This is a genomic window from Achromobacter sp. 1014246743 (genome assembly GCF_059760725.1).
In genome coordinates, this window is sequence record NZ_JCBANA010000087.1 from 1 (window position 1) to 25,795 (window position 25,795).

At 67.5% G+C, this 25,795-nt stretch carries 27 protein-coding genes; 7 read left to right on the forward strand and 20 right to left on the reverse strand.

Going from position 1 to position 25,795, the window contains the following annotated elements; all coding sequences use genetic code 11:
- Window positions 1-25: 25 nt before the first annotated feature.
- The 3 genes from AC6LJ2_RS26490 to gvpU form a co-directional block, all read right to left on the reverse strand.
- Window positions 26-712 carry a pentapeptide repeat-containing protein gene (locus AC6LJ2_RS26490; RefSeq protein ID WP_498152505.1) on the reverse strand — a complete coding sequence of 229 codons (687 nt, stop codon included), beginning with the start codon at window positions 710-712 and terminating at the stop codon, window positions 26-28.
- A 32-nt stretch (window positions 713-744) separates the two neighbouring features.
- The gene (locus AC6LJ2_RS26495) at window positions 745-1,395 is read right to left on the reverse strand and encodes a response regulator (protein ID WP_263910076.1); all 651 of its coding nucleotides are present in this window, start codon (window positions 1,393-1,395) and stop codon (window positions 745-747) included.
- A gap of 66 nt (window positions 1,396-1,461) precedes the next feature.
- Window positions 1,462-1,917 carry a gas vesicle accessory protein GvpU gene (gene gvpU, locus AC6LJ2_RS26500; RefSeq protein WP_498152506.1) on the reverse strand — a complete coding sequence of 152 codons (456 nt, stop codon included), beginning with the start codon at window positions 1,915-1,917 and terminating at the stop codon, window positions 1,462-1,464.
- Window positions 1,918-2,092: 175 nt separating this feature from the next.
- Between gvpU and AC6LJ2_RS26505 the strand changes: the two genes are divergently transcribed.
- Window positions 2,093-2,461: a hypothetical protein gene (locus AC6LJ2_RS26505; RefSeq protein ID WP_263910078.1), complete on the forward strand. Its 369-nt coding sequence runs from the start codon at window positions 2,093-2,095 to the stop codon at window positions 2,459-2,461.
- A gap of 101 nt (window positions 2,462-2,562) precedes the next feature.
- Here AC6LJ2_RS26505 and AC6LJ2_RS26510 read toward each other — a convergent pair whose 3' ends face one another.
- Complete coding sequence (locus AC6LJ2_RS26510; protein WP_445657400.1) at window positions 2,563-3,546, reverse strand: helix-turn-helix transcriptional regulator; 984 nt, start codon at window positions 3,544-3,546, stop codon at window positions 2,563-2,565.
- Between the two features lie 118 nt (window positions 3,547-3,664).
- Between AC6LJ2_RS26510 and AC6LJ2_RS26515 the strand changes: the two genes are divergently transcribed.
- Window positions 3,665-4,273 (forward strand): glutathione S-transferase family protein, encoded by a 609-nt coding sequence (locus tag AC6LJ2_RS26515; protein ID WP_263910080.1) that lies wholly within the window; start codon window positions 3,665-3,667, stop codon window positions 4,271-4,273.
- 67 nt (window positions 4,274-4,340) lie between these two features.
- Here AC6LJ2_RS26515 and AC6LJ2_RS26520 read toward each other — a convergent pair whose 3' ends face one another.
- Both AC6LJ2_RS26520 and AC6LJ2_RS26525 read right to left on the reverse strand, forming a co-directional pair.
- On the reverse strand, window positions 4,341-5,663 hold the full coding sequence (locus tag AC6LJ2_RS26520; protein WP_498152507.1) for a ParB/Srx family N-terminal domain-containing protein: 1,323 nt from the start codon (window positions 5,661-5,663) through the stop codon (window positions 4,341-4,343).
- Window positions 5,664-5,735: 72 nt separating this feature from the next.
- On the reverse strand, window positions 5,736-6,917 hold the full coding sequence (locus AC6LJ2_RS26525) for a multidrug effflux MFS transporter (protein WP_498152508.1): 1,182 nt from the start codon (window positions 6,915-6,917) through the stop codon (window positions 5,736-5,738).
- Window positions 6,918-7,007: 90 nt separating this feature from the next.
- Here AC6LJ2_RS26525 and AC6LJ2_RS26530 point away from each other — a divergent pair, with 90 nt between their 5' ends.
- On the forward strand, window positions 7,008-7,796 hold the full coding sequence (locus AC6LJ2_RS26530; RefSeq protein ID WP_263910083.1) for an AraC family transcriptional regulator: 789 nt from the start codon (window positions 7,008-7,010) through the stop codon (window positions 7,794-7,796).
- On the opposite strand, the gene AC6LJ2_RS26535 is transcribed toward AC6LJ2_RS26530, so the two are convergent.
- The 6 genes from AC6LJ2_RS26535 to cyoA all read right to left on the reverse strand — a co-directional run bounded on the left by AC6LJ2_RS26535 (window position 7,793) and on the right by cyoA (window position 14,047).
- On the reverse strand, window positions 7,793-8,899 hold the full coding sequence (locus AC6LJ2_RS26535) for a porin (RefSeq protein ID WP_263910084.1): 1,107 nt from the start codon (window positions 8,897-8,899) through the stop codon (window positions 7,793-7,795). The two genes, AC6LJ2_RS26530 and AC6LJ2_RS26535, sit on opposite strands and share 4 nt — an antisense overlap.
- 198 nt (window positions 8,900-9,097) lie before the next feature.
- The gene (locus AC6LJ2_RS26540; RefSeq protein ID WP_263910085.1) at window positions 9,098-9,910 is read right to left on the reverse strand and encodes an SURF1 family protein; all 813 of its coding nucleotides are present in this window, start codon (window positions 9,908-9,910) and stop codon (window positions 9,098-9,100) included.
- Between the two features lie 4 nt (window positions 9,911-9,914).
- On the reverse strand, window positions 9,915-10,310 hold the full coding sequence (gene cyoD / locus AC6LJ2_RS26545; protein WP_263910086.1) for a cytochrome o ubiquinol oxidase subunit IV: 396 nt from the start codon (window positions 10,308-10,310) through the stop codon (window positions 9,915-9,917).
- The gene (gene cyoC, locus AC6LJ2_RS26550; protein ID WP_175191214.1) at window positions 10,307-10,948 is read right to left on the reverse strand and encodes a cytochrome o ubiquinol oxidase subunit III; all 642 of its coding nucleotides are present in this window, start codon (window positions 10,946-10,948) and stop codon (window positions 10,307-10,309) included. Before cyoC ends, cyoD begins: the two co-directional genes overlap by 4 nt.
- A complete protein-coding gene (cyoB, locus tag AC6LJ2_RS26555; RefSeq protein ID WP_498152509.1) occupies window positions 10,941-12,944 on the reverse strand; it encodes a cytochrome o ubiquinol oxidase subunit I in 2,004 nt (667 codons plus the stop codon). The genes cyoC and cyoB overlap by 8 nt, the downstream gene beginning before the upstream one ends.
- Window positions 12,945-13,003: 59 nt before the next feature.
- Window positions 13,004-14,047: a ubiquinol oxidase subunit II gene (gene cyoA, locus AC6LJ2_RS26560; RefSeq protein ID WP_263910088.1), complete on the reverse strand. Its 1,044-nt coding sequence runs from the start codon at window positions 14,045-14,047 to the stop codon at window positions 13,004-13,006.
- Window positions 14,048-14,268: 221 nt separating this feature from the next.
- Here cyoA and AC6LJ2_RS26565 point away from each other — a divergent pair, with 221 nt between their 5' ends.
- Window positions 14,269-15,603 (forward strand): MFS transporter, encoded by a 1,335-nt coding sequence (locus AC6LJ2_RS26565; RefSeq protein ID WP_263910089.1) that lies wholly within the window; start codon window positions 14,269-14,271, stop codon window positions 15,601-15,603.
- A 28-nt stretch (window positions 15,604-15,631) separates the two neighbouring features.
- Here the strand turns inward: AC6LJ2_RS26565 and AC6LJ2_RS26570 are convergent, their stop codons facing one another.
- On the reverse strand, window positions 15,632-16,651 hold the full coding sequence (locus AC6LJ2_RS26570; protein WP_263910251.1) for an amino acid ABC transporter substrate-binding protein: 1,020 nt from the start codon (window positions 16,649-16,651) through the stop codon (window positions 15,632-15,634).
- A 45-nt stretch (window positions 16,652-16,696) separates the two neighbouring features.
- Window positions 16,697-18,025, reverse strand: a complete 1,329-nt coding sequence (locus AC6LJ2_RS26575; protein ID WP_498152510.1) for an aspartate aminotransferase family protein — start codon at window positions 18,023-18,025, stop codon at window positions 16,697-16,699.
- A 140-nt stretch (window positions 18,026-18,165) separates the two neighbouring features.
- Here AC6LJ2_RS26575 and AC6LJ2_RS26580 point away from each other — a divergent pair, with 140 nt between their 5' ends.
- On the forward strand, window positions 18,166-19,065 hold the full coding sequence (locus tag AC6LJ2_RS26580) for a LysR family transcriptional regulator (protein WP_263910091.1): 900 nt from the start codon (window positions 18,166-18,168) through the stop codon (window positions 19,063-19,065).
- Here the strand turns inward: AC6LJ2_RS26580 and AC6LJ2_RS26585 are convergent.
- From AC6LJ2_RS26585 to AC6LJ2_RS26595, 3 genes are read right to left on the reverse strand one after another with little or no spacing between them, the layout of a single operon-like run.
- Window positions 19,053-20,096: a histone deacetylase family protein gene (locus AC6LJ2_RS26585; protein ID WP_498152511.1), complete on the reverse strand. Its 1,044-nt coding sequence runs from the start codon at window positions 20,094-20,096 to the stop codon at window positions 19,053-19,055. The genes AC6LJ2_RS26580 and AC6LJ2_RS26585 overlap by 13 nt on opposite strands.
- Window positions 20,097-20,136: 40 nt before the next feature.
- Window positions 20,137-20,715 carry a YdcF family protein gene (locus AC6LJ2_RS26590; protein ID WP_498152512.1) on the reverse strand — a complete coding sequence of 193 codons (579 nt, stop codon included), beginning with the start codon at window positions 20,713-20,715 and terminating at the stop codon, window positions 20,137-20,139.
- A gap of 10 nt (window positions 20,716-20,725) precedes the next feature.
- Window positions 20,726-22,072, reverse strand: coding sequence for an XAC2610-related protein (locus AC6LJ2_RS26595; protein WP_498152513.1), 1,347 nt, complete (start codon window positions 22,070-22,072; stop codon window positions 20,726-20,728).
- 71 nt (window positions 22,073-22,143) lie between these two features.
- Here AC6LJ2_RS26595 and AC6LJ2_RS26600 point away from each other — a divergent pair, with 71 nt between their 5' ends.
- Window positions 22,144-22,545, forward strand: a complete 402-nt coding sequence (locus tag AC6LJ2_RS26600) for a hypothetical protein (RefSeq protein WP_263910094.1) — start codon at window positions 22,144-22,146, stop codon at window positions 22,543-22,545.
- Between the two features lie 57 nt (window positions 22,546-22,602).
- On the opposite strand, the gene AC6LJ2_RS26605 is transcribed toward AC6LJ2_RS26600, so the two are convergent.
- The 3 genes from AC6LJ2_RS26605 to AC6LJ2_RS26615 all read right to left on the reverse strand — a co-directional run bounded on the left by AC6LJ2_RS26605 (window position 22,603) and on the right by AC6LJ2_RS26615 (window position 24,650).
- Window positions 22,603-23,217: a hypothetical protein gene (locus AC6LJ2_RS26605; protein ID WP_498152514.1), complete on the reverse strand. Its 615-nt coding sequence runs from the start codon at window positions 23,215-23,217 to the stop codon at window positions 22,603-22,605.
- Between the two features lie 49 nt (window positions 23,218-23,266).
- Window positions 23,267-23,668, reverse strand: coding sequence for a hypothetical protein (locus AC6LJ2_RS26610; RefSeq protein ID WP_263910096.1), 402 nt, complete (start codon window positions 23,666-23,668; stop codon window positions 23,267-23,269).
- A gap of 88 nt (window positions 23,669-23,756) precedes the next feature.
- Window positions 23,757-24,650 (reverse strand): LysR family transcriptional regulator, encoded by an 894-nt coding sequence (locus AC6LJ2_RS26615; protein WP_263910097.1) that lies wholly within the window; start codon window positions 24,648-24,650, stop codon window positions 23,757-23,759.
- 107 nt (window positions 24,651-24,757) lie between these two features.
- On the opposite strand from AC6LJ2_RS26615, the gene AC6LJ2_RS26620 reads away from it, so the two are divergent.
- A complete protein-coding gene (locus AC6LJ2_RS26620; protein ID WP_498152515.1) occupies window positions 24,758-25,756 on the forward strand; it encodes a TerC family protein in 999 nt (332 codons plus the stop codon).
- Window positions 25,757-25,795 lie beyond the last annotated feature (39 nt).

Sequence of the window (25,795 nt, forward strand, 5' to 3'; positions counted from 1 at the left end):
CGTCCGGCGCGGCCCGCGCGGTGTATCAGATCACGGTGATGCGCAGCTCGGCCAGCAGGGTCGCCGCCTGGGTCTTGGAAATGGCGGCGCCGGCCAGCCGTGCGGCGGCCGACAGGTCGATGCCGCCCAGGTCGACCTCGCGCAGGTCCGCGCCTTCGAAGCGCGCATTCTTCAGCGTGGCATTGCGCAGGCTGCCGCCGTGGAACACCGTGTCGCGAAAGTCGCAGCCGGTCAGGTCGGCATCGGAAAAATCCAGCTGATGCAGGGCGGTCTTGCGAAACGAGATGCCGCGCACCAGCGCGCCGACCAGCAGGCATTCTTCGAGCGTCCAGCCCAGGCAGGCGATGCCGTCGAAGTCGGACCCCGTCAGCTTGCAGCCACGAAAGCGGGCCGTGGCCAGGCGCGCGCGGCGCCAGCTGGAATTGTTCAGGTCGCAGCCGGAAAACACCGCGTCGCTGGCGTCGGCCGAGGCAAACACGGCGTGGCCGCCGCGGCAGCGCAGCCACTCGGTGTCGGCCAGCGTGGCGCCCTGGAACGAGGTGTCGGCGATGGCGCAGGCGGTAAAGCGCGCGCCGCGCAGGTCCAGCCGGGAAAAATCGGCGTCCTGGAAATCGCAGTCTTCGAAGACCAGGGGGCGGTCCTGTGCCTGTTCGATCAGCGCCTGCATGGCCTTGCGATCCAGCGCCAGGCCCGTTATCGGGGGCTGCGTCATGCCATCGTCTCTGTGGTGTTGCGGTAAAGGCGCTATTGGAACATGCCGCTTTCGGCGCAGAACGTCACCAGTTCCTGGTCGGTCTGCACGTTCAGCTTGCGCATGGCCGATATCTTCTGGCCGCTGACGGTCTTGACGCTGCGCTTCAGGCTGTCGGCGACCTGCATCATGGATTCGCCGCGCACGAAGAGCCGCAGCACTTCGAATTCCTTGGGCGTAAGGCTGTTGATGCGTTCGCCCAGGAAGCGGGTGCGCGCTGCCGCGCTGCCGTCGCGCTGGAAATCCGGCGGATAGTAGCGGCGGCCGGCTTGCAGGGTGTGCAGCGCGGTGACGATTTCGGCCAGGTCATCGCGCTTGAGCACCACCGCCGCGACCCCGGCGTCGTACAGCGCCGAGATGATCATGGGGTTGGACACCATGGTCAGCACCACGATGCGGGTTGCCGGGTAGTGGCGGATGAGGTACTTGACCAGGCGGATGCCATCGCCGTAGGTCTCGTCGCCGGGCATCGAATAATCGGTGATGACGACCTGCGGCAGATCTTGCGCCAGGTGCTCGACCAACGCCGTCGGGCTCGACAGCGTGGCCACGACATCGAAACTCAGGTCCTTGGCGAGCAGGTCGCTCATGCCCATCAGCACCAGCGGATGGTCATCGGCGAGGACGATGCGTAGTCTTTGCATGCGGGGCGCGGTCAAGTGGGCAGGAAGGGCGGACGGACTATTCTGCACCAGGATTGCGCGGCCCGCTCAACCGATCTGCTCGGCCTGCAGGCGGCCCAGGATGAAGCCGTCGACCGCGTTGCTGCGGCCGCGCCACAGCGTGGGCTGCCCGGCGATGGGCGTGCCGTCGGCGGTGAAGAACAGGGCATCGGCCAGGTGGATGTAGTTGGGCAGCGGTTCGGCCGGCTGCGGCAGGCGGAACACGTCGCCCAGCTCGGCCAGCGAACTGCGCACGGTTTGCCGGGCCGACGATTCCATGTCCGTCAGCGAATCGGCGAAGCTTTCGGCGAAGCGGTCGAAGTATTCGGCGCCCGACACGATCGAGCCGGACACCAGCATGCCGCCCATCTGCAGCGTGACGCCGATGCTCTTGAGCTGGCCGCCGTTGTTCACCAGGTTCACCAGGAATTGCAGGAACACGTCGGCCTGCGGATTGGCGACGACGGGGGAAACGGGCGTGTCAGGCGTGGGATCGAGACTCATGGGGTCGAGCTCCGGTTGGGTGCAAGGGAGTCACAAGATACTCGAACGGCGGCGAATGCGCATCGGGGGCAATCGGCGGATAAGGCGCCGTATCGGGCGGCAGTCCGGCCAATCGCCCCGGCCGCCGCGGGAGTAACGTTCGGATGATCGAGACTCTCCACGACCAGGCTACCCCATGATCGCCGTGAATCCCTTGACCGCCGGCAAGGCGGACGACACCCGCAAGACCTCCTCTGGCCAGAGCGCGTCGTCTGGCGCTTTCCGTGCCGCGTTCGTCAATGCGCAGGAACGCGGCGCTTCGGCCCTGGCCGGCGGCGTGAAGGGCGCGGCCCAGGCCGCGCCGTCCGCGGCCGAGCAGGAGTTCACGGAGTACGCGTCCATGTCGCTGCAGGACAAGATGTTCTACGCCGCGCTGGCCGCGTTGGGCATTTCCAAGAAGGACTACGACGCCATGTCGGCCGCCGACAAGCTGAAGGTCGCCGAGAAGGTGTCGCTGATGATGCAGCAGCTGGCCAAGGCCGACCAGGCCAAGCAGGTCAGCTGACGTTCGCAAGCGGGCGGCACCGCGATCCTCTGTTGTCGGCAGGGCCGCGGCCCTCGATGTTGCAGGATGGCCGCCCGCCTGTCGCCGCCGCCTCTGCCCGCCTAGCCGCGGCCGCCGGCCGCGTGCCGTTGCAGCATGCGGCCGACCCGCTCGCCCGCCGCCCGAAAGCGCTCGGCCAGCGAGGCCGGCGCCAGCACGTCGAATTCCACTTCCAGCGCCAGCAGCCAGTACGTCAGCGCTTCCAGTGACTGGCCGGTGCAGCGCAGCAGGCAGCGGCTGTCGTCGTCCAGCGCCTCGACCTGGCCGGCCGATGCGGGTATGCGCGCCGCCATCACCGCGCGCGGCGCGTGCAGCACGATGCGGGCCTCTTCGGCATTGGGCGCCTGGCCGACGGAACGCGCCACATAGGCCCGCAGGTCGCCCCCTTCGGGCGGCGGACGCGGCGCGAAGTGCGCGCCCGGCGCGACCGGGCCGGTGATGCGGTCCAGCCGGAAGGTGCGCCAATCGTCGCGCGCCGGATCCCACGCCACCAGATACCAGCGGTAGCCCGTGTGCGCCAGCCCCTGCGGCTCGACCTGGCGGGTGCTGGCCTGGCCGCGGCTGTCGGCGTAATCGAAGTTCACGCGCAGCTGGTCGCGGCAGGCGGCCGCCAGCGTGGCCAGCTGGCCCGCGTCCACCAGCGGGCCGCCGCGCGGCAGCGGCACGATGGCCGAGCGCAGCGCGTCCAGCTTGTGCCGCAGCCGCGTCGGCATGACCTGTTCCAGCTTGACCAGGGCGCGCAGCGCGGCTTCTTCCACGCCGCCGACCGAGCCGGTGGCGGCCGTGCGCAGCGTGATCGCCACCGTCATGGCTTCATCATCGTCCAGCAGCAGGGGGGGCAGCGTGTTGCCCGCGCGAAACGCATAGCCGCCCGCCACGCCGCTGCTGGCCTGGATCGGATAACCCAGTTCGCGCAGCCGGTCGATGTCGCGCCGCAGCGTGCGCGGATGCACCGCCAGGGTCTGCGCCAGGTCGGCGCCGGCCCAATGACGGCGGGTCTGCAACAGGGAAAGCAGGCGTAGCAGGCGGTTGCTGGAGCTGAGCATGGTGCGTCGACGATAGCCCTTATCGAGGGCGGAAACTGTCCGCAATGGATTCTACAGTTCGTCCGTCGTCAGCGGCCATGGGGCCGCGGCACCTACCCCGACATCCGGAGGCTTTTCCATGTCCATCGTTTTCTATTGGTATCCCCAGTCCAGCGCGTCGCCCATCGCCTGCGCCCTGGCCGAATTGCAGGTCCCGCACGAACGCGTGAAGGTGGATATCCGCGCGGGCGAACAGCGCCGCCCGGAATTCCTGGCCCTCAATCCCAATGGCAAGGTGCCGACGCTGACGGTGGACGGCGCGCCGATGTTCGAGGCCTTGGCGATCCACCTGTGGCTGGGCGAAAACTGGGGCGTCAAGCAAGGCCTGTGGCCCGCCGCCGGCACGCCCGAGCGGCTGGCCGCGCTGTCGTGGTGCGCCTGGGCCTACGTGACGTATGGCGCGGTGCTGTCGCGCCTGTTCCTGACGGCCTATGGCGATGAACACATCCGGGATGCCGGCCAGGCCGCACGCGCCACCGCCGACCTGGATTCGCTGCTGGGGTTGCTGGATGCGCACCTGACGCGCCAGCCCTGGATGCTGGGCGGCGAGTACTCGCTGGCGGACCTGGTGGTCGGGTCCGTGGTCGGCTACTCCGCCATGGTGGGGGCGCCGGTGGCGGCGCATCCCAGGGTGCAGGCGTGGCTGGGCAAGGTCAAGAGCCGTCCGGCGATGCAAGGCGAAGTCTGAACGTGACAACGCCGCGCCTGAGCGGCGCGGCGTTGTCCGGCACAGGGCGCGCGACCGCGGCGCGCGCCTACCAGCCCCAGCAGGTGCCGGCGGCGGGCTTGCCGCAAGCGCGGTAGTTCACCGAATACCAGAGCTTGCCGGCCGTGCGCGGGTCGCCGTTGGTCTTGACGTCATTGCGCGGCAGCTCTTCAAGCGCGTCGCGCGCCGCCTTGGTGGGCGTGCCGCTGGCGGCGCCCGGCACCAGCACGATGCGGCCCAGGCTGGCCGCGGTGGTGTCCTGGTACACGATGTCGGTGTCGGCCAGCGCCGACATCTTCAGGGCGGCGTTGCGGACCGCGGCGGCGTAGCCGTCGTTGGCGCCGGTGGGCGCCAATGCGGCGCTCAGCGTGCTGACGGTCAGGATCTGCGCGGGCGTGGCCGGCGCCACCATGGCGTACGTGTCCAGGCCGGCCAGTTGGCCGCCGGCCACCTGGCGGCGCAACCAGTCGCCCCACAGGAATTCGGCGAACTCGGGCAGGTTGCCGTTGCTGTAGGCGATGTCGCGGGTGAAATACACCAGCGAGCGGTAGCGGTCTTCCTGCATGCCGCCGGCTTCCTGCGCATTGGCGATGCCCACGCGGGATGGCAGCTGGTCCACGGTAATGGGCTGGTTCTGCCCGTCACGCAACCAGGCGCGACGCTCGTCGACCATGCGTTGCCAGAACGCGGACGCCGTGCCCAGGTTGCTGTAGTTGGCGCTGACCTTGACCCACACCGGCAGCTTGGGACCGCCGTCGAAGATCTCGCGCAACGACGAGAACGTGTGGTGCCCGTCCGTCAGGTACAGATTGCCGTCCCAGCCGATCACCACCGTCTTCAGGTTGGCGGGATCGCTGCCGGGCGCTGCGGTGCAGGCGAAGGTGTCGGGCTTGTCCAGGCGGGCGGCCTGGGCCTGGGCGACCGAGGTGAATGCGATGGCCGTGGTGCCGCCCATGTCTTCGCAGTAGTCGCTGAATTTCTTGCCGACCGTGCGGTTCACGTAGTCCAGCTGGTTGGCCGGGTTGCCGGCCCAGGTCGGGCGGGCGAAGTCGCCCTGCCAGCGGCCGAGCTTGTAGTAGATCTGGTCGTAGCCGATGGCCGCCTGGGTGGGGCGCAGTTCTTCGATACGCACTTTGAGCACGTCGCCCGTCTTGGCGGCCAGGTAGGCCGGGTTGCGGGTGTCGACGGGCGGCGGCGTCGGGGTCGGGGTTTGCGCGACCGGGGGCGGGGGGGCGGGGGCGTCGTCATCGTCGCTGCTGCCATTGCAGGCCGCCAGCCACAACGGCAGCGTGGCCAGCGCCAGCACACGCAAGGCGGGGCGCCAGCGGGCGGCAAAGGGCAGGGGAGCAACGGAGGCAGGCGTGCGGGGCATGGGCGTCAAAGGGGGATTGATCAGGGAAGTATCCAATGATGACGGAATCGTGTTGCGTGATCATTGCATCTGTCATGTCCGCGACAAAATGGTCGGCGCGCTGCCGCGCAGCCCGATCAACAGCAGGGCCACGGCCACCCAGGCCGCGGACAGCGGCCGGGGCGTGTCGAACGGCAGCCACGCACTGGCCGCCAGCCCCAGACCCAGCAGACTGTAATAGGCCAGCCCGAACAGCGCGCCGGCCCGCCCCAGGCAATGCCCATAGCGGCGCAGCGCCGGCCCCAGCAGATTGGGAATCGCCAGGCCATAGCCCACGAAGATCGGCAGCGCCGTGGCCGCCCACAGCCAGCCCGGTTCGGGGCGCCACAGCACGGCGGCGGCTTGCGCAACCGCGCCCGCGGCGACGCAACGCAGGCCATGGCCTACCCGCGTGTCCGCGGACGAGGCGGCGGGCAGCAGACGGTTCAACATCGCGCCCAGCGTGCCGGCCAGGGCGACGCCCAACCCGACCCAGCCGAATCCCAGGCCAGGCAATTCGCCGGTCATGAACGGCCCGGCGGCATAGAACGAAAACACCAGCAGGTTCAGGCCCGCCACGCGCAGCACGGCCACGCGCAGGTCGGCATCGGCCAGCATCTGGCGCGCCAGCGCCGCCAGCGGCACCGCGGTCGTGGCGGCCGGCCGTGTTTCGCGCCAATGGCGCAGGGCGCAAAGCAACAGCGCGGCAATGGCGAGCGCGATCGCGGTCAGCACGCCCGCATAGCCCTGGCGCTGCGCCACCAGTTGCCCCGTCAGCGGGCCCACGGCGGGGGACCACGCCAGCACCGCGCCCAGCGTCACGAAGTAGCGCGTCAGGGGTTCACCGGCCAGGCAGTCCCGCAACAGCGTCTGCGTCACGACCGAGCACGCCGCCAGGCCGAGTGCCTGCACGAAGCGTCCGGCCAGCAGCCACTCGTAGTGCGGGGCGACCGCGGCGCCCAGCGTGCCCGCCAGGCTGATGGCCAGCGCGGTCAGCAACGCCGGGCGGCGGCCCCAGGCGTCGGCCAGTTGGCCCCACAGCAGCACGCCGCAGGCAAAGCCCACGAAGAAAACGCCCATGACAGGCTGGGTGGCGGCCGTGTCCAGGCGCCACTGGCGCGCCAGGTCCGGCAGGGCCGGGGCCAGGATGGTTTCCGCGATCTGAGGCAAGGCAAGCAGCGCGATGATGAGCCAGCGCGGCGGCAATGCGGGCGCGGACGAGGGAGAATGAGCCATGGCGAGGCGGTGCGGCAAAAGGACCCTAGCGTATCCGGCCGGCTTTGCGCAAAATCACGACATCTCGCCATAAAACATCGCCAATCGGACATGCCCGTCTATTCTCCCGCGTTCGTCGAAGATCCCGACAGCGTGGCCTGTCCTGTCGTGGGCCAGGCCATCGACACCCGCGCGCATGCCTCGGACTGGCATGCCCATCGGCGCGCACAATTGCTGTATCAGGTGCGGGGCGGGGTGACCTTGCATCTGGCGGACCGCGTGGGGCAACTGGCGCCCTTGCAGGCGGCCTGGCTGCCGGCAGGTTGTGTGCACCGCACGGTCATGCAGGGCGCATTCGCCTATCGCAGCCTGTATTTCGACGTGGATTCTTTTCCGGACCTGCCGCAGCAACCGGGCATCCTGGACGTCAATCCCTTGCTGCGCGAGATGATCGTGCGCATCACGCAGTGGCCGTCGGACCAGCCGCTGGACGCAGTCCGGCAGCGCCTGGTGGCCACCCTGCTGGATGAACTGGCAGCGGCGCCCACGGCGCCGCTGCATCTGCCGATGCCGCGCGACCGGCGGCTGGCGCCGATTGCGCAGGCGCTGCTGGCCGACCCGGCTTGCCCGCGGTCCATCGAAGACTGGGGCAAGCAGGTCGGCGCCAGCGGCCGCACCTTGGCGCGCGCCTTCCTGGCCGAGACGGGGTTGCCGTTCACCCGCTGGCGCACCCAGTGCCGGCTGCTGATCGCGCGGGCCCGGCTGGCCGAGGGGGCCTCGGTCACCGAAGTGGCGCATTCGGTGGGCTATGCCAGTGACAGCGCCTTCATTGCCATGTTTCGGCGCGCCTATGGCGAGCCTCCGGGACGAAGGCTGCACAGGCGCGCCGCAGCGCCTTAGAACACGTGGCGGATGCCGACGCCGGCCGCGGTGCTCTTCAGGCCGTCGATGAACGCGTAGTCCTTGCCGTACGAACCGTAGGCGTACAGGTTGGTGCGCTTGGACAGGTCGTAGGTGTAGCCCACGCTCCAGACGTTCATGTTGGCATCGCCGCCGGTCAGGCGGTCGTTGGACGGCGACACGTGCTGCCACGACGTGAACACGCTGCTGGCGCCACCCACGGGGATGGTCGCGCCCAGCATGTAGGCGTTGGCCTTGAAGCCGTCGACGTAGCGGTTGGTGCCGAACTCATCGCTGAACGGCGTGCCGCCGGGCAGGTCCTGGCCGACGAACCAGCCATCGGTGGTGCGGCCGTAGGCGGCGGCCAGCTTCACGACTTCCAGGTCGTACGAGATGCCGGCGGCGTACTGGCGCGGGGTGGCATCGTGGTCGATGGCGGCGCGGTTCGAGCCGTTGAGCTGGTCGTAGGTCAGCGTAAGGTTCAGGGGCCCTTGCACATAGCGCGCGCCGACGGTGATGCCGCGCGAGTTGTCGGCGGTGCGAAAGCCCGTTTCGTTGGCGTTGGTGTCGTCCGCGTTGAACGAGTAGCCCGCGGCGAACTCGAAGCCGCTCATCGAGGGGCTGCGGTACATGACCATGTTGTCCCAGCGCATGGTGTTGGCTGCGCTGAAACCCAGGCCCAGGTTGGATTGCGTGTAGCTGGTGTAGAAGGGGTCGATGTCGGCCAGGTAGTTCGAGCCCACGGTCGCCTGGCGGCCGAATTCCACGGTACCCCAGGCGTCGCTGGCCAGGCCGATGGTGGCCTGGCGGCCGAACAGGCGGCCGTTCTGGGCGCGCGAGCCGTTGCCCGAATCGAAACCGCTTTCCAGCGTGAACACGGCGCGCAGGCCGTCGCCCAGATCTTCGGATCCGCGCAGGCCCCAGCGGGAGCCGGCCTGGATGCCGTTGATCATGCCGAGTTTGCTGCCGTCATAGCCATCGCCCTTGATCTTGTTGTAGCCGAGGCCGGTGTCGATGACACCATAGAGAGTGACTGACGTTTCTGCCTGAGCGACGCCTGCAAAGGTGGTCAACATTGCGGCTGCGAGCAGCGTCTTTTTCATCCGGAAAACTCCTAGAGTAAGGGTGGAAAAAACAAAGGGAACAGCACGTTAGGCAAGGCGCCCAGCGGTGTTCCCAACCCTTAGTGTAGACCAGTCTGGTCTATTTTCCGGCAATTCGGACGAAGATCTGGCTATTTACGGCAATTTCCAGACCGGTCTGAGCGCGCGGCCACGGCCCGAGAGACCGTCGCCGCCGTCCTAGCCGCGGCGCCCGCGCAGGCGTCGTTCTTCCCGCACCACGATGGCCACGCCCACGATGACCATGGCGGCCAGGGCGTACCAGGTGATGGCATACACCAGGTGATTGTTCGGGAAGGTCAGCACCGTCAGGCCGGCCACGGGGGCCTTGGCCGGATCGCGGGCGGCGCCGGGGGCGGCGTCCGCGTCGATGAAGTAGGGCGCCACGTCCGACGCCGTCAGCCCGCGCGCCGCCGCAATGGCCGGCAGATCGCGCGAATACCAGAGGTTGGACGCCGGATCGTTGTTGCGCAGAAAGCCGCTGCCCGGTTCGCCCATGCGCAACAGGCCGGTGACCTGCACCGGGGCCGCCGCGGCCTCGGCCTGGGCTTGCGCCTGGCCGGCGGCCTGGCTCTTGCGCCACTCGGGCAACACGAAGCCGCGGTTCACCAGCACCGTGCCGCCGCCATTCGCCAGTTGCAGGGGCGTCATGACCCAGTAGCCGCTGCCCAGCTCGGTGGCCGCCTGCACCAGCGTCTGCTTGTCGTATTGGTACACGCCGGCCGCCGACACGCGGCGGTATTCCGCGTTGTCCGACGTCAGCGCCGCCCAGTCGGCCCGCGCCGGGGCGGGCGTGGGCGCCGCGTGGGCGCGCTGGTCGACCTGCGCGATCAGGCCTTGTTTCCAGGCCAGCCGATGCACCTGCCAGGTGCCCAGGGCGCACAGGCCCGCGAACAGCGCAACGGCAATCACCCCGAGTATGACCAGGGTGCTTGCCTTGCGGGGATTGCGGGAGGTGTCGCCGGGTAGGGAAGAGTCTTTTGTTGCCGCCATCACATCAGGGCATATTCCGCATGTCGTGGACGGACATGGGCATCATGTTGGAGTTCAAGTGATACATGATCCAGATGGATCCGCTGAGCGTAATCACGACCAGCACCAGGGTGAATATTAACGCCAACATGTTCCAGCCGCTTTCGGACTTGGCGTCCATGTGCAGGAAGTACACGATGTGCACCACGATCTGCACCGCCGCGAACGCCAGGATGATCAGCGCGGTGGTGCGCGAACTGTCGAACACGCGGCCCATCACCAGCCAGAATGGAATCGCCGTCAGGATGGCCGCCAGCACGAAGCCGGTGACGTAGCTTTTCAGGGTGCCGTGGGCGGCGCCGTCATCGTCGTCGTGGTGGTCGTGGCCGCCGTGGCCAGCGTGGTCGGCATGGGCGGTCATGGCAGCACTCCCATCAGGTAGACAAAGGTGAACACGCCGACCCAGATCAGGTCCAGGAAGTGCCAGAACATCGACAGGCACATCAGCCGGCGGCGGTTTTCGGGGATCAGGCCATGCATGCGGACCTGCACCATCATGGTCACCAGCCAGACGATGCCGAACGTGACGTGCAGCCCGTGCGTGCCCACCAGGGTGAAGAACGACGACAGGAACGCGCTGCGCTGCGGACCCGCACCGATGTGGATCAGGTGCGCGAACTCATACAGTTCCAGGCACAGGAAGCCCAGCCCCAGGATGCCGGTGACCGCCAGCCAGCCCTGCGTGGCGCCCACCCGGTTGCGCCGCATCTCCAGCATGGCAAAACCGTAGGTGATGGACGACAGCAGCAGCAGCGACGTGTTCACGGCCACCAGCGGCAGGTCGAACAGGTCGGCGCCGGACGGCCCGGCCGCGTAGTTGCGCCCCAGCACGCCATAGGTGGCGAACAGGCAGGCGAAGATGAGGCAGTCGCTCATCAGGTAGACCCAGAAGCCCAGCAGGGTGCCGTTCTTCGGGTGATGTTCGCCGGGCACGTGGAAAACGGGCTCCGGGGGCGGCGTGGCGCCGCCGGGCAGGGTGGGGGCCAGGGTATCAGACATGTTTCGCCAACAAGTGGGTGCGGGCGTCTTCCGTGCGCACGACCTCGTCGGCCGGCACGTAGTACTCGCGCTTGTAGTTGAAGGTATGGACGATGGACACGACGACCAGCGCGGCGAACGACAGCACCGCCAGCGGCCACATGTGCCAGATCAGCGCAAAGCCCATCACCACGCTGATGCCCGCCAGCACGATGCCCGCCCAGGTGTTCTTGGGCATGTGGATGGGAATGAAGCCGGTCTGCGGGCGCTGGTAGCCGTGCTGCTTCATCTGCCACCACGCGTCCTGGTCATGCACGCGCGGCGTGAAGGCGAAGTTGTAGTTGGGCGGCGGCGACGACGTCGACCATTCCAGCGTGCGGCCGTTCCAGGGGTCGCCGGTCAGGTCGCGCAACGATTCGCGGCGGCGGTAGCTGACCACCAGCTGGATCAGGAAGCAGGCAATGCCGATGGCGATCAGGAAGGCGCCGAATGCGGCCACCTGGAACCAGATCTGCAGCGACATGTCCTCGAAGTGATTGACGCGGCGGGTCACGCCCATCAGCCCCAGCACGTACAGCGGCATGAAGGCGAAGTAAAAGCCCACCAGCCAGAACCAGAATGAACACTTGCCCCAGAACGGATCCAGCTTGTAGCCGAAGGCCTTGGGGAACCAGTAGGTGATGCCGGCCATCAGGCCGAACAGCACGCCGCCGATGATGACGTTGTGAAAGTGCGCGATCAGGAACAGGCTGTTGTGCAGCGCGAAGTCGGCCGGCGGCACCGCCAGCAGCACGCCGGTCATGCCGCCGATCACGAAGGTCACCATGAAGCCCATGGTCCAGAGCATCGGCACTTCGAAGCGGATGCGGCCGCGGTACATCGTGAACAGCCAGTTGAAGATCTTGGCTCCCGTGGGGATCGAGATGATCATCGTCGTGATCCCGAAGAACGAGTTCACGCTGGCCCCGGACCCCATGGTGAAGAAGTGATGCAGCCACACCAGGTACGACAGCACCGTGATCACGACCGTGGCGTACACCATCGACGCATAGCCGAACAGGCGCTTGCTGCAGAAGGTGGCCACGACTTCCGAGAAAATGCCGAAGGCCGGCAGGATCAGGATGTAGACCTCGGGGTGGCCCCAGATCCAGATCAGGTTCACGTACATCATGGCGTTGCCGCCGAAGTCCGCCGTGAAGAAGTTGGTGCCCACGTAGCGGTCCATCGACAGCAGCGCCAGCACTGCGGTCAGCACCGGGAAGGCCGCCACGATCAGCACGTTGGTGCACAGCGCGGTCCAGGTGAAGATCGGCATGCGCATCAGCGACATGCCTGGCGCGCGCATCTTGACGATGGTGACCAGCAGGTTCACCCCTGACAATAATGTGCCTACCCCCGCGATCTGCAACGCCCATATGTAGTAATCGACCCCGACGTCCGGACTTTGCGCGATGCCTGACAAAGGCGGATACGCCAGCCAGCCGGTGCGGGCGAATTCGCCGACGAACAGCGACATCATCACCAGCACGACGCCGCCGGTGGTCATCCAGAAGCTGAAGTTGTTCAGGAACGGGAAGGCCACGTCGCGCGCACCGATCTGCAGCGGCACCACGTAGTTCATCAGCCCCGTGACCAGCGGCATGGCCACGAAGAAGATCATGATCACGCCGTGCGCGGTGAAGATCTGGTCATAGTGGTGCGGCGGCAGGTAGCCGGTCGAATCGCCGAAGGCCACGGCCTGCTGCAACCGCATCATGATGGCGTCGGCAAAGCCGCGCAGCAGCATCACGATGCCCAGGATCATGTACATGATGCCGATCTTCTTGTGGTCGATGCTGGTGAACCATTCGTGCCACAGGTAGCCCCACTTCCTGTAGTAGGTGATGGCGCCCAGCACCACCACCCCGCCCACGGCCACCATCAGGAAGGTGACCAGCAGGATGGGCTCGTGAAAGGGAATGGCATCCCAGGTCAGGCGACCGAAGATCAGCTTGGTGAGGTCTGGTTGATCAGTCATCTCGGTTCCAGGGTGAAGACCTTGATTTCATGCGGCCGGACCGGTGCGCCGGGCCGGCCCTACATCGTCAATTCGGCGGCCGACGTGCACATGGCGCCCACGTACTTGCGCGGCGGGGTGTCGGTCAGGCCCAGGCGTTCGCGCGTGGCGGCATCCAGGCTGGCGATGTTGTGCGCGCCGGGAATGCCCATGCCGCCGCCCGCGTCGATCGCCATGGCGTCTTTCATGCACATGCGGTTGGGTTCCACGCAGCGATTGACGATGGCGTCGAACAGGCCGGGCGCCACGCTGGCATAGCGCTGCACCGGGTTGCGTTCGCTGGGTTGCTCAAGCTTCAGGTAGGTTTCGCGGCTGAGCGCATTGCCCGAGGCGCGTGCGTCGGCGATCCATTTTTCGAAGCCCTGCGTGTCCATGCCATGGAAGCGAAAGCGCATGCCCGAGAAGCCCGCGCCGCTGTAGTTGGCCGACAGGCCTTCGTAGTCGCCGGGATGGTTGATGACCGCGTGCAGCGTGGTCTGCATGCCAGGCATGGCGTAGATCTGGCCGGCCAGCGCGGGCACGAAGAACGAATTCATGACCGTCGACGAGGTGATCTTGAACTGGATCGGGCGGTCGACGGGGGCGGCCATTTCGTTGACGGTGGCGATGCCCTGTTCGGGGTACAGGAACAGCCATTTCCAGTCCAGCGCCACCACTTCGACCACCAGCGGCTTGGTGCCGGCCGGCACCTCGCGGCCTTCGGACAGGCGCGCCAGCGGCCGGTAAGGATCCAGCTGGTGGGTGCTGACCCAGGTCAGGGCGCCCAGCGCGATGATGATCAGGAGCGGCGCGGCCCAGATCAGCAGCTCCAGCATGGTGGAGTGGTTCCAGTCGGGATCGTAGTGGGCCTCGCGGTTGCTGGCGCGGTAGCGCCATGCGAACAGGAAGGTCAGGAAGATCACCGGCACGATGATCAGCAGCATCAGGCCCGTGGAGATGATGATGAGGTTGCGCTGCTGCACCGCCACGTCGCCGGATGGCGAGAGCAATACTGCATTGCATCCTGCGAGCAATGGCAGGGCGGCAAACAGGATCAAACCGCTAAGCCTGGGGAAAGACGGCATGGCCATACCTCGAAACGTAACCGTGGGAGGTAAACGCAACACTACGCTGGAAGCCGCGAAAAATCTAGGGTAAAAAGAGCAAAAGTATGCACGCCCAAGGCGTGCGGGGCGGGGCCGGGCACTGTCGGGCTGCGGCCCGCAAAGCCATTGGCGCCCGTGCATACCGGTGTATTGCAAAAGCGTAGACAAGGCGTCTTAACTTCCTTTCAGCGAGCAATCACATGGCGACCACCACGCAGGTTCCCGGTCACGTCTCCCCCTTGCCCCTTCCGGGTTCGGCGGGCGCCGCGCCCAGCCACGCCAAGGTGGCGCCTGGCGAGATCGCCGTCGGCGTCGTCATCGGACGGGCGTCCGAATACTTCGACTTCTTCGTGTTCGGCATCGCCTGCGTGCTGGTGTTTCCGCGCGTCTTCTTCCCGTTCGAGCCGCAGCTGGAAGGCACGCTGTGGGCCTTCGTCATCTTCTCGTTCGCTTTCATCGCGCGGCCCATCGGCACGGCGCTGTCGATGGCCATCCAGCGGCGCTGGGGCCGCGGCACCAAGCTCACCACCGCGCTGTTCCTGCTCGGCACCGCCACGGTGGGCATGGCATTCCTGCCCGGCTACAACGTCATCGGTGCGCATGCGATCGTGCTGCTGGCCGTGTTCCGTTGCCTGCAGGGCCTGGCCTTCGGCGGTTCGTGGGACGGCCTGCCGTCGCTCTTGGCGCTGAACGCGCCGCCCAACCGCCGCGGCTGGTATGCGATGCTGGGGCAGCTGGGCGCGCCTATCGGCTTCATGATTGCCAGCGCGCTGTTCCTGTACCTGCACGTCACGCTGACCGAAGCCGATTTCCTCGACTGGGGCTGGCGCTACCCGTTCTTCGTGGCCTTCGCCATCAACGTGGTGGCGCTGTTCGCGCGGCTGCGGCTGGTGCTGACCGAGGAATACACCCAACTGCTCGAAGAAGGCGAACTCGAACCCATCGGCACCACGCAGATGGTCCGCGAGCAGGGCTACAACCTGTTCCTGGGAGCGTTCGCGGCGCTGGCCAGCTATGCGCTGTTCCACCTGGTGACCGTGTTCCCGCTGTCCTGGATTGCGGTCAGCGCCACGCAGCAGATATCCGACGTCCTGATCGTGCAGATCATCGGTGCGTTCGTCGGCATCCTGGGCACCATCGCTTCGGGCCTGATCGCCGACCGCATCGGCCGGCGCACCACGCTGGGCCTCCTGGCCGGCCTGATCGGCGTGTTCGCGCTGTTCACGCCCTGGCTGCTGGGCGGCAGCCCCACGGCGCAGGATGCCTTCATCCTGATCGGTTTCGCGCTGTTGGGTCTGTCGTACGGCCAGGCGTCCGGCACCGTCACGGCCAACTTCAGCAAGCGTTTCCGCTACACCGGCGCCGCGCTCACCACCGACATGGCCTGGCTGATCGGTGCGGCCTTCGCGCCGCTGGTGGCGCTGGGGCTGTCGGCGCGCTTCGGGCTGGTGGCGGTCAGCATCTATCTGCTGTCCGGCACGGCCTGCACGCTGCTGGCGCTGCGCATCAACAAAGCGCTGGAAACGCGTGACTGATCCGGTTGCGACGACTGCCCGCCCCGCGTCAACGCACCGGCCAGCCGTACATCAGCCCGCCATCGCGCCACTGTGCATTGAGCGCGCGCGGCAGTTTCATGGCGCTGGCCATGCCCAGGTTGCGCTCGTAGCTTTCGCCGTAGTTGCCCACCTGCTTGATCACCGAGTACGCCCACTTGTCGTCCACGCCCAGGTTGCGGCCCATGCCGGGCGTGACGCCCAGGATGCGCTGCACATTGGGGTTGGCGCTTTGCAACTGGCTGTCCACATTGGCCGAGGTCAGGCCGAATTCTTCCGCTTCCAGCGTGGCGTAGAAGGTCCACCGGACCACGTTCAGCCAGCTTTCGTCGCCCTGGCGCACCATGGGGCCGAGCGGACTCTTGGTGATGTTCTCATCCATGATCACGTAGCGCTCGGGATGCTCCAGGGTGGTGCGCGAAGCGGCCAGCTGTGATTTGTCGGACGTGAACGCATCGCAGCGGCCCGCGGAAAAGGCCCGCACGATTTCGTCGTACTTGTCGATCACCACGGGCTTGAAGTGCAGGTTGTTGCCGCGGAACCAGTCGGCCAGGGCCAGCTCGGTCACCGTGCCGGGCTGCACGCAGAAGGTGGCGCCGTCCAGTTCCTTCAGGGTCTTGACGCCGAGCCTGGCGGGCACCATCACCCCCTGGGCGTCGTAGTAGTTCACGGCCACGCTGAGCAGGCCCAGGGTGGTGTCGCGTGCCAGGGTCGGCGTGACGTTGCGGGTCAGCACGTCCACCTCGCCGGATTGCAGGGCCGTGAAGCGGGCCTGGGTGGTCAACGGCGCCAGGCGGAACTTGCTGGCATCGTTGAAGACGGTGGCCGCGATGGCGCGGCACAGGTCCACGTCCAGGCCTTGCCAGTCGCCCTTGCTGTCGGGCGCGGAAAAGCCCTGGATGCCGGTCGAGACGCCGCATTGCACGTAGCCGCGCTTCTTGACGGCGTCCAGGGTGGGGCCGGCATAGGCCAGGCTGGTGGCGGCCAGCGCCAGGGCGCCGGCCGTCGTTCGGAACACAGTGTGGAACATCGACATTGCTTCTCCGGCCGGGCCCAGCCCGGCGCCATGAGGGGGTTACGCGGCCAGCGCGCGGGTGGTGGCGATCTTGTCCAGGCTTTCGGTCAGGGCCTGGTCCAGGATCGAAATGGCACGATCGATCTCGCCGTTGCTGACGGTCAGTGGCGGCGCAATGCGCCAGACCGCTCCGCGTTCGGGGCGGCGGCGGATGTTCATCGACAGGCCCAGCTCGAAGCAGCGCTGCGTCGTGAGGGCGCCCAATTCGTGGTACGGCTCGCGGGTGGCTCGATCGCGCACCAGTTCCACGCCCAGCAGCAGGCCCAGGCCGCGCACGTCGCCGATGGCCTCATGGCGTTGCTGCAGTTCCAGCAGGCCGCGGCGCAGGTAATCGCCCTGCTTGCGGGCACGCTCGATCAGGTGTTCGCGTTGCAGGGTGTCCAGCACGGCCAGGCCGACGGTGGCGGGCAGGGGGTCCGACACATGGCTGGTGTAGAAGGTGAAACCCTTTTCATGCACGTCCTGTTCGATGGCCGGCGTGGTGATGGTGGCGGCCAGTGGCAGGCCGCCGCCCAGGGTCTTGGATACGCTGATGATGTCGGGCGTGACGTCGAAGTGGTCGGCGCCGGTGCGGCTGCCGATGCGGCCGAAGGCGGTCTGGGCCTCGTCGAAGATCAGCAGCATGCCGCGCTCGTCGGCGGCACGGCGCAAGGCCTGCATGTACGACTTGGGCGGCACCAGCACGCCGCCTGCACTGATCACCGGTTCGACGATGATGGCCGCGGGCCTGCCGGCGGATGCCATGTCGAACATTTTCAGGCCGATCTCCAGGCAGGCCAGGGCGGATTGCTCGCCATCCAGTCCGGCGATGTAGGGTCGGTAGGCATTGGGCTCGGGCATGACGAACACGCCGGCCGGAGGCACGCCGTAGCCCTTGCGGTCGCTGGCATACGAGACCGATCCCGCACCGCTGGTGACGCCATGCCAGGAGCCGCCGACGGCCACGATCTCGAAGCCGCTTTTGTGCATCTTGGCCATGCGCAGCGCGATTTCGTTGCTCTCCGAACCGGTGTTCACGAAGATCGATTTGGTCAGGCCGGTCGGCATCCAGTCGCGCGCCACGGTCTGGGCCAGTTGCGCCACCACTTCCGGGATCATCCCGCTGAAGAAGTGGAAAGCCGTGTCGCCCGCGCGGTGTACGGCTTCGACGATGGCGGGGTGATTGTGGCCGATGGTCGCGCACATCTGGCCGGAAGTGAAATCCAGGATTTCACGTCCGGTGTCGTCGCGCACGATCGTGCCCTTGGCCGACCTGAACAGGTTCGGGAAGGTGTCGCCGCCGTAGCGAATGAGGTATTCGCGGGCTGCGGCGCGCAGGGTTTGATCCATGTTGATACTCCGGCGGTAGGCAGGTTCCAATGCGGAACCGTCAGGCGCAGTGTCTGGCGCGGCGGAGCCGGCGTCCAATGCGAAGTACGCATGGGCGATGCGCGGCACGCATGGCCTGTGCGAATCACGCGAGGAGCAGTATGGATACCCGGTGGCTGCAGGACTTCATCACCTTGTCGGAGCTGCGCAATTTCACCCGCGCGGCCGAAACCCGCAATCTGTCGCAGGCCGCTTTCAGCCGCCGCATACAGAGCCTTGAGAATTGGGCCGGGGCGCGCCTGATCGACCGGTCCGCGTTTCCCACCCAGCTGACCGAAGCGGGCGAGCGCTTTCTCGTCTCGGCCATCGAACTGGTCAATCAGCTGGCCGAAGCCAGGGCCGGCATTGCCGCCGTGCCGGCGCGCAACCAGTTACGCCTGGCAACGTCATACGCGTTGGCGACCACGCACCTGCCGGGGTGGTGGCGCAAATGGAGCGCGGGGCAGCAGCTCAGTTGCAGCCTGCAGACGGGCAATGTGCACGACACCGTGTCGGCCTTCACGTCGGGCACGGCCGACCTGCTGATCTGCTTTCACCAGGTGGCGCAGCCCCTGCCGCTGGATCTGGCGCGCTACGAGAGCCTGACCTTGGGCACGGAGTTGATTCGCCCCTACGCGTCGCGGGCGCTGTTGGCGCGCGATGGCCTGGATTTCCCGGGCACCCTTGCGCGGCCGGCACCGTTGCTGATGTATTCACCCAACGTCTATTTCGCGCGGCTGATCGATGCGGCGATTGAGAACGGGCCCGAGCCGCTGCATGGTGTGAAGCTGTTCGAAGCCGAGATGTCGGACGTGCTGGGCGACATGGCCGCCCAGGGCCTGGGCGTGGCCTGGTTGGCCGACAGCGCGTTGCAACGGCGCGGGGTGGCCGACTTGCAGCCGCTGGCCAATCGGGCCTGGGATATCGAAGTGGCGATCCTGGCGTTCAAGGACCGTCGCGACGCGCGCCCCGCCGTCGACGCGCTGTGGCAGCGGATGCGCGCGATGGCTCAGCCGGCGTAGCCTTCCAGCACGTTGGCGACGTTGATGCCGACCTCGGCGACCGCATAGCCGCCTTCCATCGTGAACACCGCCGGCAGGCCCAGTTGCGCCAGTCGCGCACCGACCTGGACGTAGTCCGCGCTTTGCAGCTTGAACTTGGAAATCGGATCGCCTGCGTAGGTGTCCACGCCCAGGGCGATGACCACCGCGTCCGCCTTGAAGCGCCGAATGGCGTCGATGCCCTGGTCCAGCGCCTGCATCCAGGTGGCGAAGTCGGTGCCGGCGGCCAGCGGCAGGTTCAGGTTGCAGCCGGCGCCGTCGCCCTGGCCGGTTTCATCGGCATAGCCCAGGAAGAACGGATATTCGGTGGTGGGGTCGCCATGCACCGAGACCGTCAGCACGTCGCCGCGTTCGTAGAAAATGCTCTGCGTGCCGTTGCCGTGGTGATAGTCGACGTCAAGCACGGCCACGCGCGCAGCGCCGGCATCGCGCAGCGCCTGCGCGGCCAGCGCCGCGTTGTTCAGGAAGCAGTAGCCGCCAAAGAAATCCGCCCCGGCATGGTGACCGGGCGGACGCGTCAGCGCCATGGCCGCGCGGGGGCCGCCGGTGGCCGAGACGGCCCGCGCGGCATCGATGGCGCAGGCCGCGCCGGCGGTGGCGGCTTCCCAGGTGCCGGCGGTGAGCGGGCTGCCGCTGTCGAACGAGAACAGGCCGACGCGGGCGGCGAAGTTGGTGGGCGCGATGTCGTGGCGAAAACCGCGCACCGGCCACACCGACGGCAGGATGTCCAGGTCGGCGTTGGCCGGGTCCAGCGCGATCCAGTCGGCCCAGGCGCATTGCAGGAAGTCGACGTAGCGCGGGCTGTGCACGCGCCGGACCAGGTCCATGTCGGCCGCCGACGGGGCCTGCAACGCGCCGATGCCGCGCTGGCGCAGCGCATCCAGCACGTATTCGAGCCGTGCCGGCGTTTCGTGGCAGGGCACCAGCTTGCCGCGGAACATTTCCTGGCGGCCATCGTGTTTGCTGTGGACGGGGTTGTGGAAGATATGCACGGGGTTGCCTGCGCAGGAAAAGGGAAAGGGGAAAGCGAAACTATAGCGGCCGCACGGCGTACCAGGCCAAGGCCGGCAGCTCGCGCAGGATCGAATACAGGTCGCGGGCCTCGAAGAACCGGGGCGCGGCGCCGCCCACCTGCGCCACGCCCTGGCGCTTGAGCGCCAGCATGGTGCGCGGCACATGGAAGTACTGCGTCACCGCCAGGGCGCTGGTGTAGCCGTGCTCGCGCAGGTAGGCGCTGGCATGGCGGGCCGTGGCCCAGCTGTCGTTGCCCAGGCTGTCCGCCACGATGTGTTCGGCGGGCACGCCGCGTGCGATCAGGTAATCGCGCATCACGGCGGCTTCGTCGTGGCCATCCGGGTCGACGCCGCCGCTCACGAAGACGATCTTGCAGCGCGCGGCGGCATGGCAGTCGTAGGCGCGGTCCAGCCGGGCCGCCAGGCGCGGTGAGGGCTTGCCGTTGGCGTCGACGGTATTGCCCAGCACGACGGCGACGTCGGCGGCGGGGGCGTCGGCCAGCAGGCCCGCGGCCACCAGGGCGCCTGCCGCGATCAGCACGAGCGCGACCCCGGCGGCCAGGGCGCGCCACAAGCCGCGTGTCAAAGAGGTTTTCATTGGTTGCACGTCAGGAGGGCCGCTTCGGGAACGGGTAGTCGACTTCGATCTCGTTCGAATAGACCGGCGCTGGCAGGTCCGGGTCGGTCAGTACCACGGCCAGGCGGTAGCGGCCCGGCGCCAGGTCGGGAAAGAACGGCACGTACTGGCCGTTGCCTTCGCTGACCTGGTACTGCTGCCTGCCGTCTTCTCCGGCGCGCCACACGACCGGGTCGTCGGCCCAGCGCGCCACGTGGTGGGGGGCGGCCGCGGGGGGCGGAGCGGGGCGGTCTTCGACCTGGGACGAATACGAGTCGGCCGCCGGCGCGGGCGGCGGGGCCGGGGCGCCCAGTGTGACCGCGGGGCGCGGGTACAGGGGCTGCAAGGTGCGGCGCCCTTGTGCATCGGAGAACAGCAGCCAGACGCGCGGCGATGCCAGCGTCGCCGTGCCGGGGCCCTGGTTCGCCACGTACAGCGTGAAGCGGCCGCCGGCCTCGTAAAGCTGCGTGCCCAGGTGGCCGCGTACCGACAGTTCCAGCCCGCGCATGGGCAAGCGCTGTTGCGGCACGTAGGCGTATTTGTCGATCTTCAGGTCCGCGTAGCGCACCCATTTCAGGGGCGCGTCCGCCTGGCCCGCGGGATAGCGCACCTGCAACCATTGCGGGCGCAGCGCCACCACTTCCAGTGGCTCGCCGGCCTGGGCCGTCTGCGTGGCGGGCGCCTTGACGTCGGGTGCGTCGTACAGGTCGAGCCGGCTGACCGGCACGCGGCTGTCGCCGTCCAGCGGCGAGCCTTCGCCGTCGATCTGGATGCGCGCCACCGCGCCCTGGTCATCGAAACGGGTGTTGACGTCGAAGGAGGCGTCTTCCAGGTCGAACCGCGCGCGGCTCATCCAGCGCACTGGACGCGCCGTGCCATCGGCGCGCAGCACGTAGTCTTCGGACCCATAGCTGTCTGCGCCGTAGCGGCAGCCCACCGAGAAGGCGGCCCGTTTGGCGTCGAATACCGGGTTGACGAACTGATGGCAGGGGCTGGCGTCGGGCGCCGGATGCGGAATTTCCTGGAAGGTGCCGTCTTTTGGCCGATACAGGAACAGGCGGGCATAGACCTGGGTGCTGCCGCCGCTTTGGCCGATGACGAGGTCGCGATAGCCGTCGTGGTTGATGTCCGGGGTCTGGATCTGGTCGATGGCGTCATCGTCCAGGCTGGCCAGGTCCTGCCTGGCGCCACCGCGCACGCGCACGCTGACCGCCTGGCGATCGGTGCCGGTGACCGTCACGACGGCCGGCAAGTCCGGCTTGATGGCGTAGGGGAAATCCCGTGCGCAGGCAGGGGCGCCGACGGTGGCCAGGGCAGCCGCGAGCAGGAACGTTTTCAAGATACCGCCTCCCGGATTTTCGTGTCGGCGAATTATGCCTTGTAGAATCAACGGATAGCTTGCGGTGCGCCATGAACTTCCCGTTTCCCATCCGTCAAGAATGCCCGCCGGGCGCCTGTGAGTGCGACCGCGACCGGCTGCTGGCCGATCCAGCGGCGGACGTGCGCGTGCTGCGGCTGACCCGCGAAGAAGAAAAGCGGTTGGTGGCGAGGCTGGAAAACATCTCCAGCCTGGAAGACCTGCGCGCCATGCAGGGCCGTATCGAGGCGCAGTTGGGCATCGTGGTGCGCATCACCCCCAGCGACAACGAAGTGCGCACCTCGCGCGGCATCGCCATCCAGCTCGACGCCCAGCCCGGCCTGTGCCGCAAGACGCGCGCGTCGATCCCGGCCGCCATTCGGCGCGGCTTCGACAACACGCCTGAGATCGTCTATGCGCTCTTGAACGAGCGCGACCTGCTCAGCGGTACGTAGGGCATCCGTCAAGCGGACGCATCGGCGCCCGCATGGCGAAGGCGGCTGCGCCTGGCGCTATTTGCCGCGCGGCGCGGGGCAGGGCGCCAAGGGCACGACTTCGGTCGGTGTGCGACCCGCTTCGGGGCGGGTGTCCAGTTTCTTGCCGCTGCGCGCCGGGTAGGTCAGCAGCACGGCGCTGCCGGCGTCCAGCCGGGGGCTGTTGGGCCCGCCATACGCCACCGTCCAGCCGCGCACCGCCAGCGGCGCCAGCGTGTATTGCAGCGCGGAGCCGGGCGAGACATGCGCGACCTTGCCGGCGAACAGCTCCTGCTGCCGGGTTTCGACGCCGTTGACGGATTGGTAGGTGGCGATGCTGACCAGCGCGGCCGATTCGCCGTGCCGCGCCAGGATGGCCGTTTCGTATCGGCCGGGGGGAATGTCGGTCAGGCTGACGCTGATGTTGCCCTGGGCCTGGCCGCCGGCGTCGAGCTTGACGCCGGTGACGTCGGCGCGGGCCAGCGGCGCCGAGCCGGTGTTGCGCACCCGCACGCTGTATTGCCCCGACGTGCCGGTGAGCGTGCAGACCTCGACGCCGTAGGGCGTGGCGCCCGTGCTGGCGTGGGCCGGCGCGAACGCGGTGATGAGGATGGCGGCGGGCAAGCTGGCGGCGCGGATAAGTCGGGACGGCACGGTACGCTCCTGGGAGGCAGCGCGCCGGGATGCCGCGTCGCCTGCCTTATTACACCACTTGGCGCCCCGCGCCGTCGGCTTGCACCCGTTTGCCCGCCAGCCAGTGCAGGATCAGGGCCAGCACCAGCAGGGCCGCCATGATGAAGCCCCAGAAGATCCAGCCCAGCACGGCAATCCAGGTGCCCAGGCTGCCGGCGGCCGGCAGCACCTGGTTCAGGGCGCCCACCAGCCATACCAGGCTGTCCTGCAGCGATTGGATGAGGCTGGCGTCGGCCCAGGGCGCGGCCCAGGCCGGGGCCTGCCAGGGCGTGGATTGCAGCGCCGCGGCGCCGGGCACCTGCGCGGTGGCGATCGTGGCCAGCACCCAGTCCGCGAGCTGCAGCGTGATCGCCACCAGCCCGGTCCAGAGTGCGGCCAGCACGGCGAAAGCGAGCCAGATGATTTTCTTCATTGCGGTGGTACTCCGAGGATTCAAAAAAAAGAAGCTCAACGATAGAGCGGATTGTCTTCCCGAAAAACCAGCGTCTTTGTGACAATCGTTAAGAAAAAACCGAAGTCTTGGCCTGCGCCAGGATCTGCTGCACCAGGGGGTGATGCTGGCCCCGGCGGTTGCGGATGCCGTGGATTTCCTCGTGCACGCTGTCGCAACGCGCCAGCGGCCGCAGGCCGCGCAGCAGGCCCACGTCGTCGCCGCCCAGCCGGCTGAGCGGAAATACGCCGAGGCCCCGGGCCGCGAACACCGACATCAGGGCGCTGTCTTCGAATTCGCCGACCACATTGGGCCGCAGGCCCTGTTCGTTGAACCAGCGGTCCAGCGTCTGGCGCAGCACCGAATGGCCGGTGGGCAGCAGCACGGGCAGGCGTTCCAGGCAGCGCGGGAAGTCCTGCGTGTCGGCCTTGCGCACCCACCGGGCCGGGCCGTACCAGTCCACGGGCGATGACACCAGGCGGTCGCTGGTCAGGCGCAGGTTGGGGTTGGCCGGCGCGCCCTGGCCGGCCAGCACCAGGTCCAGGTGATGGCGCGCCAGTTCGCCCAGCAGTTCCTCGACCTCGCCTTCGTGGCAGGTCAGGCGCAGGTCGGGGGTATCCAGCACGGGGCCCAGCAGCGCGTGGGCGGCCAGCTTGGAAATGCCGTCCGACAGGCCCACCGACAGCCGGATGACCGGCTTGGTGGCGGCGGCGCGCACTTCCTGCGGCAGTTCCTGGCCGATCTGGAAGATTTCCTCGGCGCGGGCAAAGGCCGCCTGGCCGGCATCGGTCAGGGCGACGCCGCGGCCCGCGGGGCGCAGCAGCTGGTGGCCCAGGTTCTTTTCCAGTTCGCGCACCTGGGCGCTGATGGTCTGGATGGCCATGTCCAGGCGTTCGGCGGCGCGGGAGAAGCCGCCTTCCTTGGCGACCATCCAGAAGTAATACAGGTGACGGTAATTGAGCATGGCGATATTCACTTCGGTTTTTTCGAACCATAACTCACTTTCAGGCTGATTTCTCCGGTGGGCCGGGATCCGGATCATGAGTGCCTTCGAACACAAGCGGGAACATCATGGAAGCCTTGCTCTCTTTTCTTCATACCGACTTCGTCGGCACGCCGGCCTGGAGCTGGCTGCTCTTCATGGGCATCGTCGCGGCCTTGCTGGCCTTTGACCTGGGCGTTCTGCACAAGGACGATCGCGAGATCGGCGTGCGGGAAAGCCTGCTGCTGTCGGCCGGTTACATCACCGCGGCCCTGCTGTTCGGCGGGTGGGTCTGGTGGCAGATGGGCCCGATCAGCGGCATGGCCTACTACACGGGCTTCCTGATCGAGAAGTCGCTGTCGCTGGACAACGTCTTCGTGATCGCGCTGATCTTCAGCTTCTTCGCCATCCCGCGCCAGTTCCAGCATCGCGTGCTGTTCTGGGGCATCCTGGGGGTGATCGTGCTGCGCGCCATCATGATTGGCCTGGGCGCCGCGCTGGTCAGCAACTTCGGCTGGTTGATGTATCTGTTCGGCGCCTTCCTGGTGTTCACGGGCATCAAGATGTGGATGATCGCGGATCAAGAGCCGGACATCGCCACCAACCCGATCCTGAAGTTCCTCAAGCGCCGCATGCGGGTGACGGACGGGCTGCGCGGCAACGCCTTCTGGGTGCGGGAACCGGACCCGGCGACGTCCAGGCCGGTGCGTTGGGCCACGCCGCTGTTCCTGGCCCTGGTATTGATCGAGTTCGTGGACCTGCTGTTCGCGGTGGATTCGGTGCCGGCGATCTTCGCCATCACCACCGACCCGTTCATCGTGTACACCAGCAACATCTTCGCGATCCTGGGCCTGCGTGCGCTGTACTTCGCGCTGGCGGCGATGATCCACCGCTTCCACTACCTGAAGTACGCGCTGTCGCTGGTTCTCGTGTTCATCGGCACCAAGATCTTCCTGGTGGGTTTCATCGGCAAGATCCCCGCGGTGGTGTCGCTGTCGGTGACCTTCGGTTTGATCGCGGGCGGTGTGCTGTTCTCGCTGTGGAAAACCCGCTCGGGGCAATCGCAGCCTGAACTGAAGACCGAGTAATCGCGGTATGCGTCAACGCCCCGGGGCCCGCCAATGAGC

Coding starts and splice junctions, on each gene's coding strand:
- AC6LJ2_RS26575 (WP_498152510.1), bottom strand. CDS start 18,025: ATGGATCAAACCCTGCGCGCCGCAGCCCGCGAATACCTCATTCGCTAC.
- AC6LJ2_RS26530 (WP_263910083.1), top strand. CDS start 7,008: ATGCCCGTCTATTCTCCCGCGTTCGTCGAAGATCCCGACAGCGTGGCC.
- AC6LJ2_RS26525 (WP_498152508.1), bottom strand. CDS start 6,917: ATGGCTCATTCTCCCTCGTCCGCGCCCGCATTGCCGCCGCGCTGGCTC.
- AC6LJ2_RS26515 (WP_263910080.1), top strand. CDS start 3,665: ATGTCCATCGTTTTCTATTGGTATCCCCAGTCCAGCGCGTCGCCCATC.
- cyoA (WP_263910088.1), bottom strand. CDS start 14,047: ATGCCGTCTTTCCCCAGGCTTAGCGGTTTGATCCTGTTTGCCGCCCTG.
- AC6LJ2_RS26600 (WP_263910094.1), top strand. CDS start 22,144: ATGAACTTCCCGTTTCCCATCCGTCAAGAATGCCCGCCGGGCGCCTGT.
- AC6LJ2_RS26570 (WP_263910251.1), bottom strand. CDS start 16,651: ATGTTCCACACTGTGTTCCGAACGACGGCCGGCGCCCTGGCGCTGGCC.
- AC6LJ2_RS26615 (WP_263910097.1), bottom strand. CDS start 24,650: ATGCTCAATTACCGTCACCTGTATTACTTCTGGATGGTCGCCAAGGAA.
- AC6LJ2_RS26490 (WP_498152505.1), bottom strand. CDS start 712: ATGACGCAGCCCCCGATAACGGGCCTGGCGCTGGATCGCAAGGCCATG.
- cyoB (WP_498152509.1), bottom strand. CDS start 12,944: ATGACTGATCAACCAGACCTCACCAAGCTGATCTTCGGTCGCCTGACC.
- AC6LJ2_RS26535 (WP_263910084.1), bottom strand. CDS start 8,899: ATGAAAAAGACGCTGCTCGCAGCCGCAATGTTGACCACCTTTGCAGGC.
- AC6LJ2_RS26505 (WP_263910078.1), top strand. CDS start 2,093: ATGATCGCCGTGAATCCCTTGACCGCCGGCAAGGCGGACGACACCCGC.
- AC6LJ2_RS26590 (WP_498152512.1), bottom strand. CDS start 20,715: ATGAAAACCTCTTTGACACGCGGCTTGTGGCGCGCCCTGGCCGCCGGG.
- cyoC (WP_175191214.1), bottom strand. CDS start 10,948: ATGTCTGATACCCTGGCCCCCACCCTGCCCGGCGGCGCCACGCCGCCC.
- AC6LJ2_RS26610 (WP_263910096.1), bottom strand. CDS start 23,668: ATGAAGAAAATCATCTGGCTCGCTTTCGCCGTGCTGGCCGCACTCTGG.
- AC6LJ2_RS26520 (WP_498152507.1), bottom strand. CDS start 5,663: ATGCCCCGCACGCCTGCCTCCGTTGCTCCCCTGCCCTTTGCCGCCCGC.
- gvpU (WP_498152506.1), bottom strand. CDS start 1,917: ATGAGTCTCGATCCCACGCCTGACACGCCCGTTTCCCCCGTCGTCGCC.
- AC6LJ2_RS26495 (WP_263910076.1), bottom strand. CDS start 1,395: ATGCAAAGACTACGCATCGTCCTCGCCGATGACCATCCGCTGGTGCTG.
- AC6LJ2_RS26580 (WP_263910091.1), top strand. CDS start 18,166: ATGGATACCCGGTGGCTGCAGGACTTCATCACCTTGTCGGAGCTGCGC.
- AC6LJ2_RS26565 (WP_263910089.1), top strand. CDS start 14,269: ATGGCGACCACCACGCAGGTTCCCGGTCACGTCTCCCCCTTGCCCCTT.
- AC6LJ2_RS26510 (WP_445657400.1), bottom strand. CDS start 3,546: ATGCTCAGCTCCAGCAACCGCCTGCTACGCCTGCTTTCCCTGTTGCAG.
- cyoD (WP_263910086.1), bottom strand. CDS start 10,310: ATGACCGCCCATGCCGACCACGCTGGCCACGGCGGCCACGACCACCAC.
- AC6LJ2_RS26620 (WP_498152515.1), top strand. CDS start 24,758: ATGGAAGCCTTGCTCTCTTTTCTTCATACCGACTTCGTCGGCACGCCG.
- AC6LJ2_RS26540 (WP_263910085.1), bottom strand. CDS start 9,910: ATGGCGGCAACAAAAGACTCTTCCCTACCCGGCGACACCTCCCGCAAT.